The sequence below is a fragment of the Pseudovibrio sp. Ad13 genome, assembly GCF_001623225.1.
Lineage (GTDB): Bacteria > Pseudomonadota > Alphaproteobacteria > Rhizobiales > Stappiaceae > Pseudovibrio.
Genome location: NZ_LMCC01000034.1, coordinates 313,876 through 335,173 on the forward strand (window position 1 = coordinate 313,876; position 21,298 = coordinate 335,173).

A 21,298-nucleotide genomic window follows, 5' to 3' on the forward strand; every position below is an offset into this window, starting at 1 on the left:
ATTAACTGCTCGTCAATTTATGAAATACATATTCTGTCTGCTTGAATTTTATTCACTTAAGTAACGAAATAGAAAAACATAGAGGCAGCTATGTCGCCGGGTGCACATCTGTCCGATACTGAAAAAACATTCAGTGAGGCAGACATCATTGTTAGCAAGACTGACCTAAAGGGCCGCATTACGTACTGTAATGAGATCTTTTGCGAGATTGCGGGATACTCCTACAAGGAACTCATAGGTCAGCCACACAGCATTATTCGTCATCCAGACATGCCTCGGTGCGTCTTCGAGCTTCTTTGGAAGCGGATTGCGGATGGGCATGAGGTCTTCGCGTATGTGAAGAACCTTTGCCGGGGCGGTGAGTTCTACTGGGTGTTCGCCCACGTCACTCCCACCTTCGACAATGCAGGAAAGATCATCGGATATCATTCAACACGCAGAGTGCCAGAGCGAAAGATCCTCAATGACGCGATCATTCCGTTCTACCAGCAGCTCATTGAGATGGAGCAGGCTCCAAAGAGCCGGAAAAACGGGCAACACAACAGCTCTGAATTTTTGGCGAACTACCTCTCCGATAATCGGGTGACCTATGATGAATTTATCCTCACTCTCTAAGAGTGTCTTCCTGAGTTGCCTGACGGCTGCAATCTGCGTTGGTATTGCGCTTCTGGGAATGGGAGGGGAGAGCAACCTGCTTTCATTCCTTTCTGGTCTGGCAGGTGTAGCAGCGGTGCTCTCACTGTTTTTCGTGCTTAAGGTACGGCGCGTGCTGACGCATGTGACTGAAATCGCGACCTTGCAGGCAAGTGGTGATCTGGAAGCACGCACGCTTGTGGGAATGGATCATGGTGAACTGAAGGACCTGCTTGCGAGTGTGAATTACTCTACTGACAAGACAGATTCCTTTATTCGCGAAATGGTGGCATCCACGCACGCTTTGTCAGCGAACAAGTATTATCGGCGTGTCGTCACGCGCGGGCTGCAAGGCTCGTTTCTGGTTTATGCAACTCAGGTGAATGAGGCGATCGCGAAGGTACAAAACCGGATCTGCGATTTTTCTGGTCAAACCGATGCCTTTGAACAGCTGACCCGCAATGCGACAGACCTGCTTTCCAGCTCGGGCCAGAACATGAGCGACAACGCGCAGCAGATGGAACAATCCGCCGACCTGACCCTTCAGCGCGCATCTGCCGTGACCGTGGCTTCTGAAGAAACATCCGCAAATGTGCAGACAGTATCTGCTGCTGTTGAGGAGCTTTCTGCCTCTGCCGCAGAGATCGGCAATCAAGTGAAATTTACTGCTGATGTTACAAGAACCGCTGTTCAGGAAGTTGAGGCTGGCGAAACCAAGATCAGCAGCTTGAGCGCCGCTGCCGAGACCATCGGCGATGTTGTGGAACTCATCAGCTCCATTGCCGAGCAGACTCACTTGCTGGCGCTCAATGCGACGATTGAAGCAGCGCGGGCAGGGGAAACGGGCAAAGGCTTTGCCGTTGTGGCGGGTGAGGGAAAGGATCTTGCAGGCCAGACCTCTGATGCAATCGGTCAGATCTCCGGTCAGATCGAGGCCATCCAGTCAGCGACTGCGGAAACAGTTGTCTCGTTTAAGCAGGTCGCAGAATCCATCTCCAAGATCGAAAGCGTCACAGATTCCATTTCGCTCTCTGCAAGACAGCAAGCTGAAGCGACCACCGAGATCGCCCAGAACATTGCCGAGGCTTATTCTGGTACACGGCTTGTGGCCAGCAATGTAGCGGATGTTTCGACTTATGCGAATGAAACGGAAAATGCTGCTGAGCATGTGATCGGGTCTGCGGTTGAGATGAACCAGCAGATTGCATCGCTGTCTTCCGCTGTGACCGAGTACATCACCGAGCTGCGCAACGGCCCGCTGAGCAACAGCGAGATGCGCACCTGATACTTCCTTTGTCCTGAAACACGATATGGGAGACCTAATTCGCGTTTCAGGACGCTCTAAAAGACTGAGCCACCTACCACGTTGCTATCACAACAAAGGATAGCAACATGAAAACTCTGGTTCTTGGCACACTCTTAGCAATGACCTGCACGTCTGCTTTGGCGGAGCAGCAGATTGCGGGCTATGACCGCTTTACCGTATCGGCCCCTCATCGCACGTCTGCTGTTGCAGCGTCTATGTGGTATCCGATCAAAACACCAACCTACCGCAATGTGATTGGCGACAATGCGGTGTTTAAGGGCACCTCCGCCTATGTTGGCGCCGCAATCAAAGAGGGCAAGCATCCACTTATTGTGCTCTCGCATGGTTCTGGCGGTAACATGGATGGGCTTTCATGGCTGTCATCCGGACTGGCGCTGAAAGGCGCAATGGTCCTCGCAGTCAACCACCCGGGCAGCACCTCCGGCGATTCATCTCCCCGCCGGTCGCTGCGCCTTGATGAGCGTGCTAAAGATTTGACGGCAGCACTGGATGAGCTTTTGAGTGATCCGGCTTTTGCAGACTATATCGATGAAAGTCGCATCAGCTCACTTGGGTTCTCGTTGGGAGGGGCGACCGCACTGAACCTGGCAGGTCTGCGGTTTGATGGTGATCAGTACAACGAGTACTGCAACGGGATTGGTAAAGGACAAGCAGACTGCGTCTTTCTCTCCAAGGGCGGCGTTGATTTTTCCAGACTGCCTGCAGGCTTTTCAAAAGAGGCACAAGATAGTCGGGTTACCGCCGCGATTGCCGTCGACCCCGGCTTTACTTATGTCATTGATGAACAAAGCCTGATGGAGGTTAAGCAACCTGTGCTCTTACTAAACATTGGTGAAGAGAACCTTTGGAAGGCGGCTGATGTGGGACCAGAAGGCAGTAACCTGATTGCTAAGCTGGAAAATGCGAGCCTTGCTGTCGTCAAACCCGGACACCACTTCACATTTCTGGCGGAGTGTAAGCCAGAAGGGGCTGCCGTTCTGGCAGCTGAAAATGATGATCCGGTATGTGATGATCCTGAAGGAACTGATCGGGCACAGATCCATGAGGACATTCTTGAAGAAATCGCACGCTTCTTGAAGCTGTAGACGGAGAGAGCTGCGAAGCTCCCTCTCCATGCAATCAGAGGAGGCCTTGCTCGCGTTTGGCCTCTTGCAACTCTTCTTCATCGGTATATCCGATGAGAATACCGGCCTGAAGTTCTTTGCCTGCGTTGGCTTCGATTTGCTCGTCGGTCATCGTAATGCGAGTGTGATGCTTGCGGTACCAGGCAAACAAAGCCTCGCTCATACGTTCCCGTTCTGCAGCAAAGGCAGGATCAGCGCCAAGGTCATTCAGCTCCTGAGGATCTTCTTCAAGATCAAAGAGCATAGGGCGGAAACCTTCCGCATGGATAAACTTCCACCGCTTGTCCATGATCATCGCAAGGCGGCAATCTGCCACCGGCAACCCAAGATCCATCCGCGCATTGCGCATCGAATAATCGTACTCACTAATGGCAAACTCACGCCACTGAACAGGTTCAACAGTTTCGAGCAACGGCAAGAGAGAGTGGCCTTCAAGCACGTTTGATTTGGGCGTGCCGCCACAGAACTCGACAAAGGTCGGTGCCAGATCGATTGCTTCGACCAACTCTTCGCTGATGGCGCCCCGCGTCTCGTCAGCCTCCGCTCTTGGATCAACAACGATCAGCGGAATTTTGACAGATGGTTCGTGGAAGAGTTCCTTCTCGCCCATCCAATGATCGCCCAAGTAATCCCCATGGTCGGAGGTGAACACTATCATGGTGGTGTCTGTCAGCCCCTTTTCGTCGAGAAACGTCATGAGTTTGCCGATTTCATCGTCGATCTGTTTGATCAGGCCCATGTAGGCAGGAATGACTTTGGCTCGGGTCTCATCATTGGAGAACGCCATGGAAACGCGCTCACCCATAAAGGCCTGAAACACAGGATGCGGATCTTGCTTCTCAACATCTGAGCGAATGACAGGCAGAACATCATCTGCTCCATACATGTCATGGTAGGGGGCTGGAACGATATAGGGCCAGTGAGGTTTGATGAGTGAAAGATGCACGCACCAAGGCTCATCACCGGCAACGGCAACAAAGTCTTTGAACCGCTGGATCATGTAAGGCGTTTCGGCATGTTCAGCCTGAACCCGCGCCGGTTTGTCAGCGTGACCAAGCAACCAGCCGGAGAGGATCTCACCGTCCTCGCTCTCAGCGGAGTTCGCCCATTGCTCCCATTGGTTTGGGCCATGGTATCCTATGGCTTGGAGGTAACTGTCGTATTGCGGATTTGGAGAGTATGACCCATCGGGGTGAAGTCCGTCATCTCGCTCAAACACTTCAAACCCGCATTCAGCAACGCGGGCACCAATGAAGCTTTCCGGAGAGATGCCGAGGCGGGCCATGCCGTCAGAATCTGCACGCATATGGGTTTTACCAACCAACACGTTGCGCACGCCAATCTCTTGCAAATGATCCCCGAGCGTTGGCTCCCCGACACGAAGCGGTATGCCGTTCCACGTGCTGCCGTGAGAGCGCACATAACGCCCTGTATAGAAACTCATGCGAGATGGGCCGCAAATGGGAGATTGAACATAAGCGCGGTTAAACCGAACACCTCGTTCCGCAAGTTTGTCAATATGTGGAGTGTGCAGATGCGGGTGACCGTAACAGCTCAGATAATCAAACCGTAATTGATCACACATGATCCAGAGTACATTGCGCCCGTTAGCCATATCAAACACCTCCCCTGATTGATGTGGCTATATTCCCTTATTTGTCGCGGGATTAGCAAGAGGAACTCCGTGTTTTACTTGACCTAAATGGCGTTGAGTTTTTCAATCATTGCTGAGTAAATTTTGCTGGTTATACTCTTGCGTGTTTCTGAATAAAGAATTTTGAGGGAGATAGTTGAAATGTATTTGTCGAATAAGTTTATTGCATCGAGCGTTGGGGTATTGGGCTTAATCAACTTGTTTATGATGCAAACCGCAGGTGCTGAAGAACGTGTTGTTTCCATTCCTGTCGATAACCAGAGTGTGGTCGGTACTTTGGAGACCGCAGCACAAGAAAACGCCCCAATCGCAATTCTGTTGCATGGTTTTACCGGAACGCGTGACGAGTTACCGGTAAAGGAAACTGAAGAAGGTGTCTTCTCTCGCATGGCACGTTTGCTGGCCGAGCGCGGCGTTTCATCGCTGCGGATAGATTTTCGAGGCTCAGGCGAAAGTGATGGAAAGTGGGAGGACACAACGTTCTCCGGGCAGATTAAGGATGCCGTCACAACCATTGACTGGGTGCGTGCTCAAGAGCAATTCAAAGGCACTAAGATTGCTTTGATTGGATGGAGCCAGGGTGGGCTTGTTGCCAGCCATGCAGCTGCTGCACGATCAGATGTTGACACCGTTGTTTTAATGGCACCTGCAACCAACCCACTAGTAACGTTTACAGGTCTCTTTGGGATGGAGCTGGTGAACAAAGCGATGACTGCTGATCCTGAAACGCCGATCACAGGAAGCTTGCCATGAGGTGTTGAAACAACACTGAAAGCCCAGTTCTATCAGGAAATGCCAGTCACCAGTCCATTGGCAGCGATGGCGCACTATGACGGGCCATTGCTTGTAATGATGGGTCTTAAGGATGCTCTGATCACACCACAGCCAGCAATTGGTGAGGCCTGGATGGCTTATCATGATGGGGAAGAGAAACTCGTCGTGCTCGATACCGATCATGTTTGGAGTGCGTTTGAAGGCCCTCAGATGATTGATGAGCAAGTCGTTCCGGCTATCTTAAGATGGTTTGACACGCAGCTTTAAAGCAGAGCTTGGTCAGCTGCTTACACCAAGCAGCTGACCGCAGCTGAATAACTTTCAGTATAGTTTTGCCGATGTTCCACTAAGCTTTGTGCCGCAATGTTTCCTTACGTATCGATTCTCGTGAGACAGGTGACAGCGATGGGGGCTGGAAAGATTTTTCATTCGACAGCCGGAGCGATGGAGGGCCCGGAAGAATTCGATCACCAGCTCATGCCCGTATTGTTGAATTGGTTGGTGCCGTCAGTTTTAAATGTCGAGTTTGGGTTCAATTACGAATACTTAAGTACTAAAATATTTTTTCATAAAAGCTGAGAGTTTCCATTCAGTTGCTTCGATGTTGTATTCCAAAGAACAGTCTTTAAAGGACCAGCCTTTATCTATTATTATTTGTTGCAGTAATTTTTGTTCTCTCTGAAAATTGTGGGATCCAGTGTTATTTGATTTTTCGTAAAAACTCTTTGAGGTTTTGAAATCAAATCCATAGATGTCGACGCTGGCAGGATCACATTGGGCTAACAGGTAGGTCACCATTGCACCAACCGAAGGACGTGCTTCTAATTCGTTGTTTAGTCTTTTCCATAGTGTTATTGGAAAAAAAAGATCTGTTGAGCATCTATTTGTAAGCACGCGACTCTTTGGAGACATGCAAACCCTGTAGTCGCAGTTGTTCTTTCTATAGATGTCTTTGACTAGCTTGAGTGTGCTGTAGCACCATACATTCGTATTTTCCCCAAAGCAGTTCTTCTGAGGAATGGTCACACCACGGTTCATTCGGACTACAACATCATGCGCATCAATTTCACTACCGTACTGATAATTTAAAAGATTTTTTGAGTTACCAATGACCGCAACTGATTTCTGAGCAAAGTATCTTTTGAGCTGCATGACGGACTTTTACCAAAACAGAGGCATCGATTAATAATTAACTTAGAACTCCAGAATTGATGACGTTCTGAAATTCCAAGTTAATCGCATTGACTTGGCTATCGGCGTCTTTAGGCATAACTCCTAAGACAGAGTTTAAATCACTCACATAACCGTGGATTTGCTGACGTATACAGCTATTAATATAGTCTGGAAACACACCTGCATCGTGCAGTTGGTTCTCAGTTGTAGGTGTTTTTCTTGGATATTGGTAGAGGTTCTCAACAACCAAACCACAAGTCCAAGTGGGACGAGGATTATAGTATGCAACAAAATTTTTTACATAAACTATGTCGATAACTTTTGGACCAATTCCTGCTTTATAAAGACGATCTGCGCTAACATAGTTTTCTGCGGTACGTAGTGATACTTCTTTTTTGTAAACTTGACGCCAATCTCGAAGTGTGTATCGTTCACTTCTTAATGGATAATCTTCTTCTAAAATTCGGCTCCTGGACGGTGCACCTTTAGAAATGCAATGGCAAAATCCATCAAACGAATGCAACAGTTTTATTTGTAGAGAGGGCAAATAAAAAGACCAAGAAGCAACGTTTGATTGGTGGGGAGTGCCATCTACTTTTATTCGTTTCCTTAGTATACGATTTGGCTTCGGAATTTTAATTGTATTGAGAATAATGATAACCCAATCTCCAGAATCAATTTTAACCTTAATCCTCTGAAGTTGGATCAGGCACATTTTTATTAGTCATTATGCGTCAAGATTTGTGGCAACGAAATAAGTCGACTTGAGTAAATTAGCAAGTGCAAATCTCATCAAACATTTTTTGAGATTGCCTTGATATATTTTCTAAACCTTCTTCTAGGTTCTGTTGCTCTTGCTTGCTCCAACCCCAGTTTTCTGCGGAGGCAGCTACAAGTTGGGTAGTATCAGGGAATACCCGCTCTGTGTTTAGACCTAAATCTTGCAGCAAATACGTGATCTTCTGTGTGTTGGATGCAACTGAAATAAATGGAGTTCGAGCGCAAAGTGACAGGCAAGCACCATGGAAACGGCCTGTAATGTATAATTCTCGTGAACTGAGAAACTCAGAAAGCTCAACTTCGTCATTAAAGCAAGTGTAGCGTTTAATGCTACAAATCATTTGATAGCGAAAATCCTTAATCGGGCGAGGTGTTATTGGAGATCTAAAGCGAGGACGAACGCTGGCAAAGTATTTCTCTCCGTTAGCGCTCTTGAACCCATCATAGAGCGCTCGAGTTGTTTGTCTCCGTAAAGCATCTCCCCATGCTATTCCACTACGCTTTGCGATTGACGTCGTTGGACGGGAGCTGACGAGACTTAAATCGGGACAGAACTGCGCGTCAATACCCTGAGATGACAGATTGCTTTGGCTGATTGTATCTCTTAACGACACATAGGACGCGTCTTTAAGAAATTTTGTCCATTCACTCGGGTTATCTTGCCAAATACTATTAATAAGTGCGATGGGTTTAATATGAGCGAAATCATGAAAGACTCTTATGCAACGTTGTGCGTCTTCACCTCCGCTATGAAACGAACCTTCACCGTTTATGAGGATTAGATCCGCTTTTTGAATTTGCTCAACAAAAGAAACATCTTCCCACCATCGGGCTCCTACGCGAGAGGTTGCAATTAAGTTGAAACCTCTTTTTGTCATTTCACGCCGGATCACTCGCGAAACGGCGCGACACCCATGATGCCAAGTGTCGTAGGTATCATTCATTAAAACGTAATTTGCCATTATGCCGCTGCTCGGATATTTTTCTTATTTAGCTTGCGATGAACCGCAGAGAGGAAAGGAGTTTTCCAGGATACACTTGGAAACTGGAGTGATGCCAGTTCGATATCGTCTGAACTAATCGCATCAATAAGCATGATTTGATTGTTGCATAATTGCTCCTCAAGAAATCTGGAAATTCTTTCTTCCTTTGGAAGTGCGTGCTCATAAATTGCGACCGTCTTAGCTGAGGCTGCTAATGCTTCTGAGATCATTGAAACACTCTCGGCACTTATCAACGCTATTGCCGCATTGCTGAGTAAAAATCCCATACTCGGTACATCACTTTGATTGTAGAGGGCTAATTGGTCTACTTTTAAGCTATTGTCTTGGATGTATTCTTGAATGATTTCTTCATTTCTCAATCCAGTTCTATGGGAAGTTGTAATCTTTAAAGTTAATCGATTTCTTTCTGCTGCAATAGCAGCAAGCGATAAAGTCTTTTCGTAGAAATATCTAGAATATGTTAGTGAACCAGTGTTGCCCCCGAAGGCGACAAGTAAGTCATTGCGTTTTGCCTTGGGGAGCAGTTTTTCCTCATCAATTGATGATGGTGCACACGGAAGTTTAAACTCATCAACCTTTGTCACGTGACCTGGATGAGCAATTGTCATGTCTATTAAATTGTATGGAATCCGTTTGAGTTCACCGAGATGAATCGAAAAAGCTCCTAATTTGGAAAGATATACAGCTGGAAGTTCTCCTGCTCCCAATGTTGAAACAACAAATGCTCCATCGACTTCTTCTTTCGCTGGAATGTCGCCAACACAAAAGAAAGATGTAACGTGGTCCCAAATTTTGCTTTCGTGTTTTTGCTGAATAAGATGAAGAAAAAGTGTTTCCAAGACTCTGCTACGGAACCTGATATCTACTAACTTGATTTCACCACCAAACTCGTTTTTTAACGCCTCAGCCAGCCCAAGAAGATTGTTTTGATCTCCCAAGATACCGCAGCGAACTACAAATATATCTTTTGATTTAGCTGGCATCTCGTTTCTTTCTTCCGATATCTTTTGATTTTTATGAGAAGCTGATCCGTCTGACATCTTTTTGAGAGAGCATCTCTTTTATGTAATGTTGAAGCTTTTGATTGGAGATTTGGGCTCTGGGAGACAATCGGTTGAAAATGTAGCTTAAAAATGGCTCGGAGAGATAAGCATCCAGCTTGCCGTTGTCTCGTAGCAGCTTCCAACGCGAGGAAAAAATTTGCTTTGTTAAGTTTCGTTTGGCTGTGTATGAAATGCCTGATCTTTCCAACTGGAATAGGGCCGAAAAGAAGCGGTCATGGTGTTGTTGGGTTGTATTTGCACTTAAGTTATTACTTGTTTTGGGACGCAACCAATACACAACATCATGGATGTAGGCGAGCCGGTTAGCAGCTGCACTCAAGCTTAGCGGCAAAGATTGATCCTGTATAAATATTCGTTCATCGGCCCCACCAGCTGTTCTCCATAGTTGAGAGTCAACAAGAAAGCCCATGTGTACGATCTGTTTTCGAGCGCAATAGGCCAATGGATCTTTTGCAACAGTGACAAGTGAGCTGACATCGACGAGGGCCTGCGTCTGAAAACCACGTTTTGATTTTCCGAAAACAAGGGCTGCTCCAGTGTCTCCTGCAATGTTGAGTAAGGTGCGGGTACCATTGGAAGTGAGGAAGTCATCTGCGTCGAGTGGAATTAAGTAACTGCCGCTAGCATGCTTAGCAGCTTGATTAATTCGAACTGATGGACCACGATTTTGCTTGTTCTCAATTATCTTAATACGAGAATCTTTTGCCGCTTCAATCTTGAGAAATTCGATTGAACGATCAGATGAACAGTCATCTACAAAGATAAACTCCACCTGTGCGCCGTCTAAACCACTTTGGTTTTGTAAACACTGGATTGTTTGTGGAAGTTCTTGTTCCTTATTATATACGGTTAATAAATAACTGATGAGCGGCTTCACGATGGTACCTGTACAAACCTACATATGTTTCATCGCTCCTTATTAGCCTTTTTTGCCCTTTCGATCAATTGATACTGGTAATATTTAGCTAGTCTAACGAACCTGGAATAGGCATAGTTGTGAGCATCTACGATGCCCCATAGCCCATAAAACACACCTCTACGTATAAAATAGCTTTTCAAAAACGCGAGAGGGAATTCTGTCAGTAATCTCAGCGGTGATATTCGTCGTCCTCTGGAAATCATATCCTGAACTTGCATATCAGAATAGCGGTTGAATTTTTCTACTGTAAACTGAATTGATCGTTGCGAGCGATGATCAACTTTGCCTTTTAATCTTGCTATCTTAGCTCCCTCATGTGGTCTCACTGTGTCGTGAACACTCGAGGATGAAAAACGACCTTTTTCTTTGTTGTAAAGACGATATTGCCAGTAACCATATGCCCACTTTTTTGCTGTCTTTTCATGCGGGAAAACGTCGACGATATGTACTTTGTAGATATCTGCACGCGGAGTTGATGTGAAAATTTCTGTGATCTCATTAGCTAGTTTTAAAGTGATTTCTTCATCGGCATCTATGTTGAGTAACCAAGTGTTTCTGCATTGATCTTCAGCAAAGCGCTTTTGCTTACCGTACCCGTCCCATTTATTGTAGATGACCTTAGCTCCAGCTTTTTCTGCAAGAGCGACTGTGTTGTCTGTTGATCCTGAGTCTACAACAATTACTTCATCAACCAACGTTTTCACACTATTGATTGCCATCAAGATACGATCTTCTTCATCTTGGCTAATGATGAAGGCAGAGATTGGCAGGTTGTTGCTCAAGGGACTGTTCTCTAAGGTTCAAGTCGGATTTTATTTTTGCGATACATCTTGTACGACAGTTTTGCAACAAACTATAAAGTTACTACAGTTTTGTAATGCACTTATAAATTTAGGCTGTTCGTACTTTGCAAAGAAAAGTTGGTGATGGGTCGTCTTATTCGATGTGTTGATTAACTCTGAGCTGGGTTTTCTAACAGGCATATCAACATGAAAGCTACCTTGTCTAAGCTGTAATTTAGTTTTAGTGGGATGAATTGTGAAAGTTAGCTAGCTGCACCCTCCCACGATATCGGAACGTGAATGGGCGCATTTGAGGCGAGGAGAGCGTCTTAGCTTTCGACGAAGCGTTGCAGGTCGTTGAAGCTGCTGCTCCAACCGTGGTTGTGGTTTTTGGTCTGCTCTGGATCGGCGAATACTTTTTGTAACATGATCATCCGGGTGCCATCCTTGATCGGCTCGAAGGTGACCTCAACGTCTGTCTCGTGGCCGCGAACGCCATCATTTATCCAGCCCCATGTGAAGCAAAGGCGGTTAGGACGATCCAGAACTTTGTAGATGCCCGAAACCGTATAAGCTCCACCTTCCTTGGTGGACGTCATGGTGGTTTTCCATTTGCCACCTGTGCGTACATCCATTTCGCATTCTGGTGTGGTCATACCTTCAGGGCCCCACCACTGCACGAGCATCTCTGGATTTGTCCAGGCATCAAAGACTTTTTCGGGAGAAGCTTTGAAGTCCCGTGTGATGCGCAGTGTGGTTTCTTCCTGTGTCATGCTATTGGCTGCCGTCATTGTCTTCCCCTTGCTGTTTATCGAGTAACGCTTCCAATCGGTCGAAACTGGTGTTCCAGAAGGCTTGGTAACGCTCGATCCATTGATGCAGGTCTGCAAAACGTTCTTTCTTCAATGCGCACACCCTCCATTGCTTTTCGACGCGTCGTTCGATGAGGCCAGCGCTTTCAAGCAGTTTAAGATGTCGGGATATGGCTGGAGCAGACATCTTGAAGGGTTCGGCCAGTTGTCCGACTGGCAAGTCTCCTTCATTGAGAAGTCGTTCGACAATGGCAAACCTCGTCGGGTCGGCCAAAGCTCCAAAAACTTCCCGCAAGTTGGTTTGTGTATTCATTTCACCATCTCTTTAATTAACGTAATTGTTAAATGAAAATTCGAGCTTCGTCAACCCGCACGGCTGATTCACGTATTGTCGGATTTGCTTTTGGTTGGGAGAGATAAGTGCTTTTGGAAAGAGAGACGAAGAAAGTTGCTCACAGGCTGAGTAATTTACAAATATATCTGCGCGTCATTTTGGTAATAAACAATAACAATTGGCACCCAAAAAATAGATCTGCCAAACGCTGCAATTTATTCAACATTCAGCGGCAGAAAGTCATAGAAAACCAAGAAAAACTGCGATAGGTGGCAATCTATTCTTTGGTGTCTGGACATAAGTTTCAGCACCTTCCCTCAAAATCTAATGATGTGTCGCTCGCTGGCGAATTTCTGCGGGAACAACGGCACAATCCCGGAATTCGCAGGCCAGTTATGAGTGAGATGGTTTCGCATGCCCCAGCTCAGGGGAACGTTAAATTTGGTATCCTCTGGATGGTGGCAGCCATGTTTATGTTCGTCATTGTCGATAGTGTCGGCAAGTATCTGTCTTTGTCCTATCCGGTGCTGCAGGTGGTCTGGGGCCGGATGTTTTTCCATCTGCTGCTCATGCTGATCTTCTTGGCGCCCCGCGTGAAAACCATGATCACACCCAACAACGGGTCAGTCGTGTATCTGCGTGCAATTCTTGTTTTGGTTATGACAATTGGCTCGGTCGCTGCTGCGCAGCTAATCCCCGTCGCAACGCTTCACGCCATAGCCTTGCTTTCTCCTATGATGGTGACGGCCATGTCTGTTCCAATTCTTGGCGAAAAGGTAGGTTTGCGGCGTTGGGCTTCAATTCTCGTGGCGTTCATTGGAGCGCTGTTGATTGTAAAACCAGGTGCAGGTGTACTTGATCTTGGCGCGTTGATCGCTGTGGCGACCATTGTGGTGTATTCCGCAGGTCATATCGTGGCGCGGTACGCCAGCAAGTTTGATAGTCCGTCGACAGTGCTGTTTCATACAGCTCTGCTGGGAGCTGTCGTTACCTCTCTGTTTACGCCGATTTTCTGGCAGGCGCCTGATTTGGAGGGTTGGGCTCTGCTGACATTGATCGGCGCAGTGTCTGGTTTTGGGCACTACGCCATTGTGAAAGCATTTTCTTTTGGTGAGGCTTCAACCATCGCACCCTTCAGCTACAGCAGCCTTATTTGGGCGATGCTGATCGGGTTGATGTTCTTTGGTGAGTTTCCTGACGGACTGACTCTTGTTGGCGCTGCCATCATCTTTGGGTCCGCCATTTATATGTGGCATCGGGAAAAAGTCTTGGGGGGAGCGGCGTAGATCAGCCACCAGTTCGGCATAATGCTTTGATTGTTAAAACTCTCTGCTTTAAAACTGGGGGATCACTGCGAGGGGGAACAGTATGCATGTGAAAATGCTTGGTTGTGGCGACGCGTATGATTCGCAAAAAACGAACTCATCTTTGTTGATCTCAGAAGGTGAGTTCAAGCTTCTTATTGATTGCGGCCCAACCGTGCCTCAGGCGTTGTTTGCAAATGGCATGACAGCTGAAGATATCAGCTGCATCTACATCTCGCATTGCCATCCGGATCATTGTCTTGGTTTAACAACGCTGCTCAATTACATGAAATCGTTCAAGCGCTCGAAGCCGTTGACTATCTTTCGTCAGGCTTCTCAGCATCAGGCTTTGTATCGGCTTATGGAGTTTGCGTACTGGCCGGAAAAAGACCTGGGGTTTGACCTCCACTGGCAAGATTCTGAGGGCTTGGCAGTCGTTGGGCCTTGGAATGCGGCGACCACCGCCAGTAATCATTCAGTTCCAAACCGCAGCCTGCAGCTCAAAAGCGAAACTGTAACCCTGTTTTATTCAGGCGATGGCCTTTTGTCTCCAGAAGGGGAGCAGCTTACTGCGCAGGCGGACCTTGCCTTCATAGAGTGCGAGTACATGACTGCCGCAAACGGGCATGGCTCCTGGGCAGATGTAAAAGACTTGCCGCGAAAAGCAGGCAGTCGCTGGGTGCTGTACCACATTGATGATGCGTCCAGACCTGCCGTGGCTGAAGCCATCAAGGATTATGCGGAGTTTTCTCTGGGTGAAGATGGTCGTGAGTTTGAACTCGCGGAACTGAAGGCTTAGGCGACTGCCTGAGCCTTTCCAAGCCAGTCAGTGGCAAAGATTTTTGCCGTTAGAGGCTTGGCGAAATGATATCCTTGCGCATAGCAACATTTGATATCTTTGAGCAGGTCAACTTGCGTCAGGTTTTCAACGCCTTCTGCAATAACCTTCAGGTCGAGCAGACTGGCCATCGCGGTGATTGCTTCAACAATATCGCGTGTGGCCTGATCTGTTTCCATCCTCTGCACAAAGCTATGATCAATCTTAAGCTTGTCCAGCTTTTGGGTGCGTAGTTGCCAAAGCGCAGAATGGCCGGTGCCAAAGTCATCAATGGCGATGATCATGCCAGCATTGGCAAGGGCATCCAGATTGGTTTGAGTATGGCCTGTTTCGTTGATGAATGCAGACTCACTCAATTCAATCTCGTAGATTTCGGGTGGAACTTCCAGGCTCTGCAGCAGAGCGAGAATCTCGACCACACGATTTGGCTTTGCCAGCTCTCGTTCCGAAAGGTTGATTGCGATGCGGCCTGCGAACTCGAACCCTTCAGCAACCCATTGACGATATTGGCAGGCTGTCTCGCGGAAGAGCCAGTCTGAAATGTCGTCGATCATATTCTGACATTCGGCAATCGGAATGAACTCGGAGGGGGAGATCGCACCAAGGTCCGGGTCTTCCCAACGCATCAACGCTTCAACGCCATAAAGCTTGTCGTTCTTCAGCTCTACAATTGGCTGATACTTGAGGCGCAAGTTGCCTTCCTCGATCGCAGTTGTGAGCTTTTCGGAAATCAGAACTTTGCGAACGACGGCCTCTTCCATCTGACAGGTGTAGAAGCTGAAGCCGAGATTGTTGTACTTGGAATGGTACATGGCAATGTCGGCTTGCTTGAGCATGGTGCTGCTGGACGCACTTGCCAGCTGGCTCACAGCAACGCCGATGCTTGCAGAAAGAATTGGAGATTGCTCGCCCAGATCAATCGGGGCGACCATTGCTGTCTCCAGACGGTGAACCGTCATTTCGGCTTCGGCGTTGGAAGTATCTCGCAGCAAAATGACAAACTCGTCACCACCAAGGCGAGAGAGCAGGGCATTCTCGGTCAAGACGCTCTCAAAGCGCTTAGCGGCCTGCACCAGGAACTGATCGCCAGCGTCATGCCCCAATGTATCATTGATCTCTTTAAAGCGATCCAGATCCATATAAATGACAGCGCACTGGTTTGAACCATCTTTAGTCGTCGCAACAGCGCTTTCCAACTCTTGCAGAAAGTGCACGCGGTTTGGCAAGCCAGTCAGAGCATCCGTGTAAGCGAGTTTGGAAAGCTCCTCTTCGCTCTCTTTTTTAGCCGTGATGTCTTTCTTGATCGCCAGATAGTACTTCTTGTTCGCGCTACCACCTTGCCATTCAACCGGAGAGATCTTGGAGTGCTCGACGTACTCGGAGCCATCTTTGCGCCGGTTGATGAATTCACCTTCCCATGGCTTGCCATGGTTCAAGGTTGTCCAGAGATCATCAAAGGTTTCGCGTGGTGTCTTACCGGAGCGCAGGAAGTCCAGATTTCGACCAACAGCGTATTCTGCGGAGTATCCGGTCGCTTTCTCAAACTGCGAATTCACATAGACAATTGTACCTTCATGATCTGCAACCATGATGGTTTCAGAACATTGCTCTACTGCAACTGAAAGAAGCTCAGGAGGTACTGGCACAAGATCCTCGGCTCGACTCGAAATAAAATTGCATGCACTGAATAATTAAACTCAAAGATAATCGCAATGCTTCACTGCAGATAATTAAGGGAAAGATTTAGTTATAATTGTCTTTAATGTTTCGTTTAGGAATAATGAAATCTAAACACCGAAGTATGCGTAAGTATTGGTGTGTATTTATATTATAAATTTTGTTGATGTATTAGTACTGCTTGGCGCATTTTTGCGCAACATTAAGTCTTATAGGGCATTTGAGTTGAAATAGAATTTGCATTCAACATCGTGCCGATGTTTCTTTGGGTGTTTGGAAAAGAATATTTACCACTACATTTATAACTAGAGCTTTAGTTCTAATTATTGTCCATAGTTTTCACGGAGTATACAAGGGTAGATTGCAGATTAAAAAAGGAGAGCAATTACTCTCCTTTTTGTTGATTATGCGTTCTGCAGCTGTGCGGTTATCGGGATATCCCGGCGCCCGCCGGCCGTGCTGCTTTCAACGGCAAGGTCAAGGACTTGCTGAAGATTCGCCGCATGGCGGAAGGTTGGGTGGCCATTCACACCAGATTGCACGGCCTCTGCAAATTTACGGTAGTTGTTTGGTGTTGGAGCAAGCTCAATCTGCTCCCATTCCGCCTTCTCAAGGTTTGGGCCTGAACAGACGAACAACTCACCCAGACCACCCGTGTTGGTGACTTTTATGCCGCCCTTGGTACCATGAACCTGAAGGTGCAGGTCGTTCATATGCCCGGAAGCAAAACGGCTGGCATGAACAACACCAACAGCGCCAGATGTGGTTTCTGCCATCATGGTGAAGCTGTCATTGGCATCCAGTTTGTACTCTCCAATCTGATTGCCCGGTGCTTTGTCAAAGGTCTTCAGGTGGCAGGAGATAGACTGGTACGGCGCGCCGATCGCAAACCCGGCAAAGTCGAGAATGTGAATGCCGACGTCCCCCAAAACGCCCAGTGACCCGTGCGCCTCAGAAAGGCGCCAGAGCCATTTCTCTTCTTTGTCCCAATGACCCCATGCAGGTTGGGTCAGCCAGCTTTGCAGATAAGAGGCCTCGAAATGGCGAACTTCACCAATTTCACCCGCTGCAATAAGCTCATGAGCTTTTTGAAGGGCTGACACGTCACGATAAGACAGGTTGACCATGTTGATCAGACCGGCTTTTTCGGCTGAAGTCGCCATTTCGTCAGCATCGGCAAAATTGCTTGCCAGTGGCTTTTCGCAGAAGACGTGTTTGCCACCTGCCAGAAGCGGCATTGTGGTTGGGTGGTGGACAGCATCAGGCGTGACATTTGCCACCGCATCAAATTCGCCCCATGCAAGAGCGTCTTCCAGTGAGATGAAGCGTTTGGCGATGTTGTGTTCATCGCAGAAGGCCGTCAGGCGTTCTTCATTACGGTCAACGCCGCCAACGATTTCAACACCGTCGATTTCACCGAACTTGTTGGCATGGCTGTTTGCCATGCCGCCGGTTCCTACAATAACGAGACGCATCAACGATACCCTTCCTCGCCTGCTTCGTGCAGACGTGGTCCGCGTTCTTCAATTTTCTCTGGTGCTTCATCTACTGGCACATTTGGAGCCGCATTCGGATCAGCAATGCGCGGTTGCGGGTTGTAGGCCCACTTCACGCCGTTGGCGATGACGCGCTGTACGGTCTCGTTGTGGTATGTTGGATAGGTCTCATGGCCTGGGCGGAAATAGAAAATATTGCCTGCACCGCGCTTGTAAGTCAGGCCGGAACGGAAGACTTCACCGCCCTGGAACCAGCTGATGAAGACGGTTTCTAGCGGTTCTGGCACACCAAATGGCTCGCCATACATTTCTTCGTTTTCCAGCTCAAAGCTATCTGGAATGCCAGCAGTGATTGGGTGGTTGCGGGATGTAACCCAAAGCCGCTCACGCTCGCCAGCTTCGCGCCATGTCAGGTTACAAGGTGCGCCCATCAAACGCTTGAAAGGTTTTGCAAAGTGCGCAGAGTGGAGGAAGATCATGCCCATGCCAGACCAGACACGTTCACATACACGTTCAACGATTTCGTCAGAAACGTCTCCGTGTGCTGCGTGGCCCCACCAGATCAGAACATCTGTGTCTGCAAGACGTTCTTCGGTCAGGCCGTGCTCTGGATCTTGCAAAGTTGCGGAGGTTGCAGAAATTTCTGGATCATTGTTCAAAGCAGCAGCAATGTGATTGTGCATCCCATCAGGATAGATGTCGGCAACAACTTTGTTCTTTTGCTCGTGGACGTTTTCGCCCCAGACAATGGTCTTAATCATTGGCGTATTCCGATAGATGTGGAGTGTCTTGCCTGATGGCCAGACAAAACGGAGATATGGAAAGGGCCTTCCCCATTGCGAGAAAGACTGTGGACTTGTTCATTTTTGTAGGTGCGATGCTATCGCGTCTTGGGACCGCAGAACGCGGTTGACTTCAACTCTGCTTCAACCTTGGTATGAAATGCCAATGAAATATCAAGAAATTCACCGAAACATTTGTTGCAGTGCAACCGATTTACTGAGAACTGTAGAATCCGTCTAAGTAACGCGAAGTTCTCAGTCGAATTCTACAATTAGTCACTTTATTTTCTAGCAGGTTTTACGGACTAGGAGACCAGCAGGGCTTCGTTAAAGGCCAGTGCTAACGTTTCTCCCGCGACAGTTTTATGTGTCGCTACATAAAGTTGTAGGGTCTGATCAAAGGTTGATCCCCCAAATGGCGTCTTACAAAGCACAGTCAGATCACCTCCATGATGGCTGGTGATTTCGGCCTGAGTGGGTTTGTTATCTTCCCAGATAAGATCGACCTCAAAACCGCCACGGGCACGCAGACCGCGAACTTCTCCTTTCGGCCACGCGCTTGGCAAAGCAGGCAAGAGCTGAATGCCGTTGTGGGTCGTGTTCATCAGCATCTCGGAAACGCCGCGTGTGTAACCAAAGTTGCCGTCGATCTGAAATGGCGGATGCGCGATCATGAGGTTGCCATAAAGGCCACCGTCTTCACTCTTCGGCGCTTCATTCTCCACGCGGTTGAACATGTTATGGATGATCTTGTAAGCATGATCACCGTCACCAACACGGGCCCAGAGGCAAATCTTCCACCCCATGCTCCACCCGGTTGCCAGATCTCCGCGGATCTCAAGAGAGCGCACGGAAGCTTTTAGCAATTCTGGTGTGTCTTTGCCGATCTGATCACAAGGGAACAAGCCATAGAGGTGAGACAAGTGGCGATGCGTTGGCATGAACTCTTTAAAGTCCTGAGACCATTCCTGCACCTGACCTTGTGCTCCGATCTGGTAAGGCAACAACCGTGCAGCCTTTGTCTCTAATGTCTCTGCAAGAACGTCATCAAGTCCCAGTAGTCGGGCCGCAGCGGCGGTGTTGGTGAAGGTCTCCCGAATAATGGCGCAGTCCATGGTGCTGCCCTGATCGACTGTAATGACGTGCCCATCCTCGTCCAGATACCGGTTTTCCGGACTGGTGCTGACCTTCGGCACCAGATAACCCTCCTTGTTCTCACAGAGCCACCATTCGTAGAATGCCGCTGCAGATTTCATCAAAGGGTAAGCGCGGTTCTTGAGGAATTCTTTGTCGCCAGTGTAAAGAAAGTGCTCCCACATATGAGAGAGTAACCAGCCCGCCGCCATGGGCCAGAATGCTGAGGCTGGGTCACACGGAGAGGGCACACTGTCACGCCAGATGGTGGTGTTGTGGAATGCACACCATCCAGGAGCATTGAACATTTTCCTGGCCGTGCGTGCACCTGAGACTGCCAGTTCTTCAATTAGCATGAAGATCGGCTCATGTAATTCGGAAAGACCTGTGATCTCGGCGGGCCAGTAGTTCATCTCCAGATTGATGTTCATCGTATAATTGGAGGACCACTGCGGCCGGCGCAGGTTGTTCCAGTTGCCTTGCAGGTTTGGTGGCTGACTGCCTGAACGAGAAGACGCAATCAATAAATAGCGGCCATACTGGAACTGCAACACGGCAAGGGCTGGATCGCCTTTGTCCTGAAACTGCTCCAACCGCGTGCTGGTTGGCAGGTCGGGAATGGGATCATTGCCCAGTTTGAGCGATACACGGTCAAACAGCTTCAACACATCATCCATGTGTTTTTGCAGCATGCCCTCATAAGGAATAGAGCCTGCAGCTTCCAGTGCCTCTCTTACGATAAGAGCCGGATCTTTCCCTTCACGGCTAGGGCTTTTGTCCGGTCCGTTGAAGCTGGTTGCCATCGCAATGCGAAGGGTAACGGTTGTTGCGCCTTCCACATGCAGTTCACCGCGTTCTGGCCGAATACTCCCGCTTTCCAACTCAACAGAAAGGCCGGCCTCAAAATACGTGCCTTCCCCCAGGCCATCTTCGCTGTAAACAATACCTCCGCGATGTCCGTCCTGCTCATTCTCAGCAAAGGGGCGGAGTTTGCCGTCTGTACCAAAAATCTCGGGATTCCGGGCCTGTTCCTGATCATTCTCGATGCGCTCAATCACACGGCTGCTGGTAAAGGCCGGAGCTTGGCCGCGAAGATGCAAGCGCGTGTTGTCAGCTTCCTGCGTTGTACGGCATGTCGGGTGCGGGCTGTCATAACGCAGACTGAGGGAGAGTGTGCCCGGCTTATCTGTTGTCAGGCGAACGACAATGACATTATCCGGATAGCTGGCAAAGGTGGTGCGCTCGTACTTCACGCCGCCTTGCTCATAGCTCTCATGATGCAAAGAATGACGAATATCCAGTGCGCGGCGGTAGTTTGATGTTTCGCCTTGGTCTGCCATTGTGATGAACAGATTGCCGACTGGTTGGTAGGCTTGCCCTTGCCGTCCCGTCCAGTTTTTGCGCACAAACTCTTGTGCTTCAAAGAGCTTTCTGTCTCTCAAAAGCTTTTCTGCATGCGCAATTTGATTTGCTATTTCCGGCACCGGATAAATACGAGTTGGTTCACCCGAATAGAGCGTATCTTCGTTGAGGTGAATACGGGCGTTTAGTGGGCTGCCATAGACCATCGCGCCAAGGCGGCCATTTCCGAGTGGCAAGGCCTCATTCCAGTGAGCAGCAGGTGTATCGTACCAGAGCGTATGAGCGGGATCAGCGTTTGGAAAAAAATCTGTAATCACGATGAAAT

At 48.4% G+C, this 21,298-nt stretch carries 20 protein-coding genes; 7 read left to right on the forward strand and 13 right to left on the reverse strand.

Annotated features, from left to right (window positions below; translation table 11 throughout):
* The first annotated feature begins 90 nt into the window (after positions 1–90).
* From PsAD13_RS26715 to PsAD13_RS26725, 3 genes are all read left to right on the forward strand, one after another.
* Positions 91–615: a PAS domain-containing protein gene (locus PsAD13_RS26715; protein ID WP_063320026.1), complete on the forward strand. Its 525-nt coding sequence runs from the start codon at positions 91–93 to the stop codon at positions 613–615.
* A complete protein-coding gene (locus PsAD13_RS26720; RefSeq protein ID WP_208986960.1) occupies positions 593–1,918 on the forward strand; it encodes a methyl-accepting chemotaxis protein in 1,326 nt (441 codons plus the stop codon). The genes PsAD13_RS26715 and PsAD13_RS26720 overlap by 23 nt, the downstream gene beginning before the upstream one ends.
* A gap of 107 nt (positions 1,919–2,025) precedes the next feature.
* On the forward strand, positions 2,026–3,045 hold the full coding sequence (locus tag PsAD13_RS26725; RefSeq protein ID WP_063320027.1) for a hypothetical protein: 1,020 nt from the start codon (positions 2,026–2,028) through the stop codon (positions 3,043–3,045).
* Positions 3,046–3,079: 34 nt separating this feature from the next.
* Here the strand turns inward: PsAD13_RS26725 and PsAD13_RS26730 are convergent, their stop codons facing one another.
* Positions 3,080–4,699 carry an alkaline phosphatase family protein gene (locus PsAD13_RS26730; RefSeq protein ID WP_063320028.1) on the reverse strand — a complete coding sequence of 540 codons (1,620 nt, stop codon included), beginning with the start codon at positions 4,697–4,699 and terminating at the stop codon, positions 3,080–3,082.
* A gap of 180 nt (positions 4,700–4,879) precedes the next feature.
* Here PsAD13_RS26730 and PsAD13_RS26735 point away from each other — a divergent pair, with 180 nt between their 5' ends.
* Together PsAD13_RS26735 and PsAD13_RS28230 are read left to right on the forward strand one after the other, a co-directional pair.
* Positions 4,880–5,491 (forward strand): alpha/beta fold hydrolase, encoded by a 612-nt coding sequence (locus PsAD13_RS26735; RefSeq protein ID WP_208986961.1) that lies wholly within the window; start codon positions 4,880–4,882, stop codon positions 5,489–5,491.
* Positions 5,492–5,530: 39 nt separating this feature from the next.
* On the forward strand, positions 5,531–5,779 hold the full coding sequence (locus PsAD13_RS28230; RefSeq protein WP_208986962.1) for a hypothetical protein: 249 nt from the start codon (positions 5,531–5,533) through the stop codon (positions 5,777–5,779).
* A 279-nt stretch (positions 5,780–6,058) separates the two neighbouring features.
* On the opposite strand, the gene PsAD13_RS26740 is transcribed toward PsAD13_RS28230, so the two are convergent.
* The 8 genes from PsAD13_RS26740 to PsAD13_RS26770 form a co-directional block, all read right to left on the reverse strand.
* The gene (locus PsAD13_RS26740; RefSeq protein ID WP_063320029.1) at positions 6,059–6,664 is read right to left on the reverse strand and encodes a glycosyltransferase family 29 protein; all 606 of its coding nucleotides are present in this window, start codon (positions 6,662–6,664) and stop codon (positions 6,059–6,061) included.
* Positions 6,665–6,701: 37 nt separating this feature from the next.
* Positions 6,702–7,400, reverse strand: coding sequence for a hypothetical protein (locus PsAD13_RS27505; RefSeq protein WP_084404843.1), 699 nt, complete (start codon positions 7,398–7,400; stop codon positions 6,702–6,704).
* Between the two features lie 58 nt (positions 7,401–7,458).
* A complete protein-coding gene (locus tag PsAD13_RS26745; protein WP_063320030.1) occupies positions 7,459–8,427 on the reverse strand; it encodes a polysaccharide pyruvyl transferase family protein in 969 nt (322 codons plus the stop codon).
* Entirely contained in the window at positions 8,427–9,509 is a 1,083-nt protein-coding gene (locus tag PsAD13_RS26750; protein ID WP_063320031.1) for an ELM1/GtrOC1 family putative glycosyltransferase, read from the reverse strand. The genes PsAD13_RS26745 and PsAD13_RS26750 overlap by 1 nt, the downstream gene beginning before the upstream one ends.
* Entirely contained in the window at positions 9,484–10,410 is a 927-nt protein-coding gene (locus PsAD13_RS26755; protein WP_063320032.1) for a glycosyltransferase family 2 protein, read from the reverse strand. Before PsAD13_RS26755 ends, PsAD13_RS26750 begins: the two co-directional genes overlap by 26 nt.
* Positions 10,411–10,439: 29 nt before the next feature.
* A complete protein-coding gene (locus PsAD13_RS26760) occupies positions 10,440–11,234 on the reverse strand; it encodes a glycosyltransferase family 2 protein (RefSeq protein WP_063320033.1) in 795 nt (264 codons plus the stop codon).
* A 329-nt stretch (positions 11,235–11,563) separates the two neighbouring features.
* On the reverse strand, positions 11,564–12,025 hold the full coding sequence (locus tag PsAD13_RS26765; RefSeq protein ID WP_208986963.1) for an SRPBCC domain-containing protein: 462 nt from the start codon (positions 12,023–12,025) through the stop codon (positions 11,564–11,566).
* Positions 12,009–12,359 carry a metalloregulator ArsR/SmtB family transcription factor gene (locus PsAD13_RS26770; RefSeq protein ID WP_063320034.1) on the reverse strand — a complete coding sequence of 117 codons (351 nt, stop codon included), beginning with the start codon at positions 12,357–12,359 and terminating at the stop codon, positions 12,009–12,011. Before PsAD13_RS26770 ends, PsAD13_RS26765 begins: the two co-directional genes overlap by 17 nt.
* Before the next feature lie 416 nt (positions 12,360–12,775).
* On the opposite strand from PsAD13_RS26770, the gene PsAD13_RS26775 reads away from it, so the two are divergent.
* Together PsAD13_RS26775 and PsAD13_RS26780 are read left to right on the forward strand one after the other, a co-directional pair.
* On the forward strand, positions 12,776–13,666 hold the full coding sequence (locus tag PsAD13_RS26775; protein WP_063320035.1) for a DMT family transporter: 891 nt from the start codon (positions 12,776–12,778) through the stop codon (positions 13,664–13,666).
* An 82-nt stretch (positions 13,667–13,748) separates the two neighbouring features.
* On the forward strand, positions 13,749–14,483 hold the full coding sequence (locus PsAD13_RS26780) for an MBL fold metallo-hydrolase (protein WP_063320036.1): 735 nt from the start codon (positions 13,749–13,751) through the stop codon (positions 14,481–14,483).
* Here the strand turns inward: PsAD13_RS26780 and PsAD13_RS26785 are convergent.
* The 4 genes from PsAD13_RS26785 to PsAD13_RS26800 all read right to left on the reverse strand — a co-directional run bounded on the left by PsAD13_RS26785 (position 14,480) and on the right by PsAD13_RS26800 (position 21,290).
* Complete coding sequence (locus PsAD13_RS26785) at positions 14,480–16,168, reverse strand: EAL domain-containing protein (RefSeq protein ID WP_063320037.1); 1,689 nt, start codon at positions 16,166–16,168, stop codon at positions 14,480–14,482. The two genes, PsAD13_RS26780 and PsAD13_RS26785, sit on opposite strands and share 4 nt — an antisense overlap.
* 435 nt (positions 16,169–16,603) lie before the next feature.
* Positions 16,604–17,674, reverse strand: a complete 1,071-nt coding sequence (locus PsAD13_RS26790; RefSeq protein ID WP_063320038.1) for a Gfo/Idh/MocA family oxidoreductase — start codon at positions 17,672–17,674, stop codon at positions 16,604–16,606.
* Positions 17,674–18,456, reverse strand: coding sequence for a ThuA domain-containing protein (locus PsAD13_RS26795; protein ID WP_057461049.1), 783 nt, complete (start codon positions 18,454–18,456; stop codon positions 17,674–17,676). Before PsAD13_RS26795 ends, PsAD13_RS26790 begins: the two co-directional genes overlap by 1 nt.
* A gap of 326 nt (positions 18,457–18,782) precedes the next feature.
* Positions 18,783–21,290: a glycoside hydrolase family 95 protein gene (locus PsAD13_RS26800; protein ID WP_084404844.1), complete on the reverse strand. Its 2,508-nt coding sequence runs from the start codon at positions 21,288–21,290 to the stop codon at positions 18,783–18,785.
* Between the last annotated feature and the right edge of the window lie 8 nt (positions 21,291–21,298).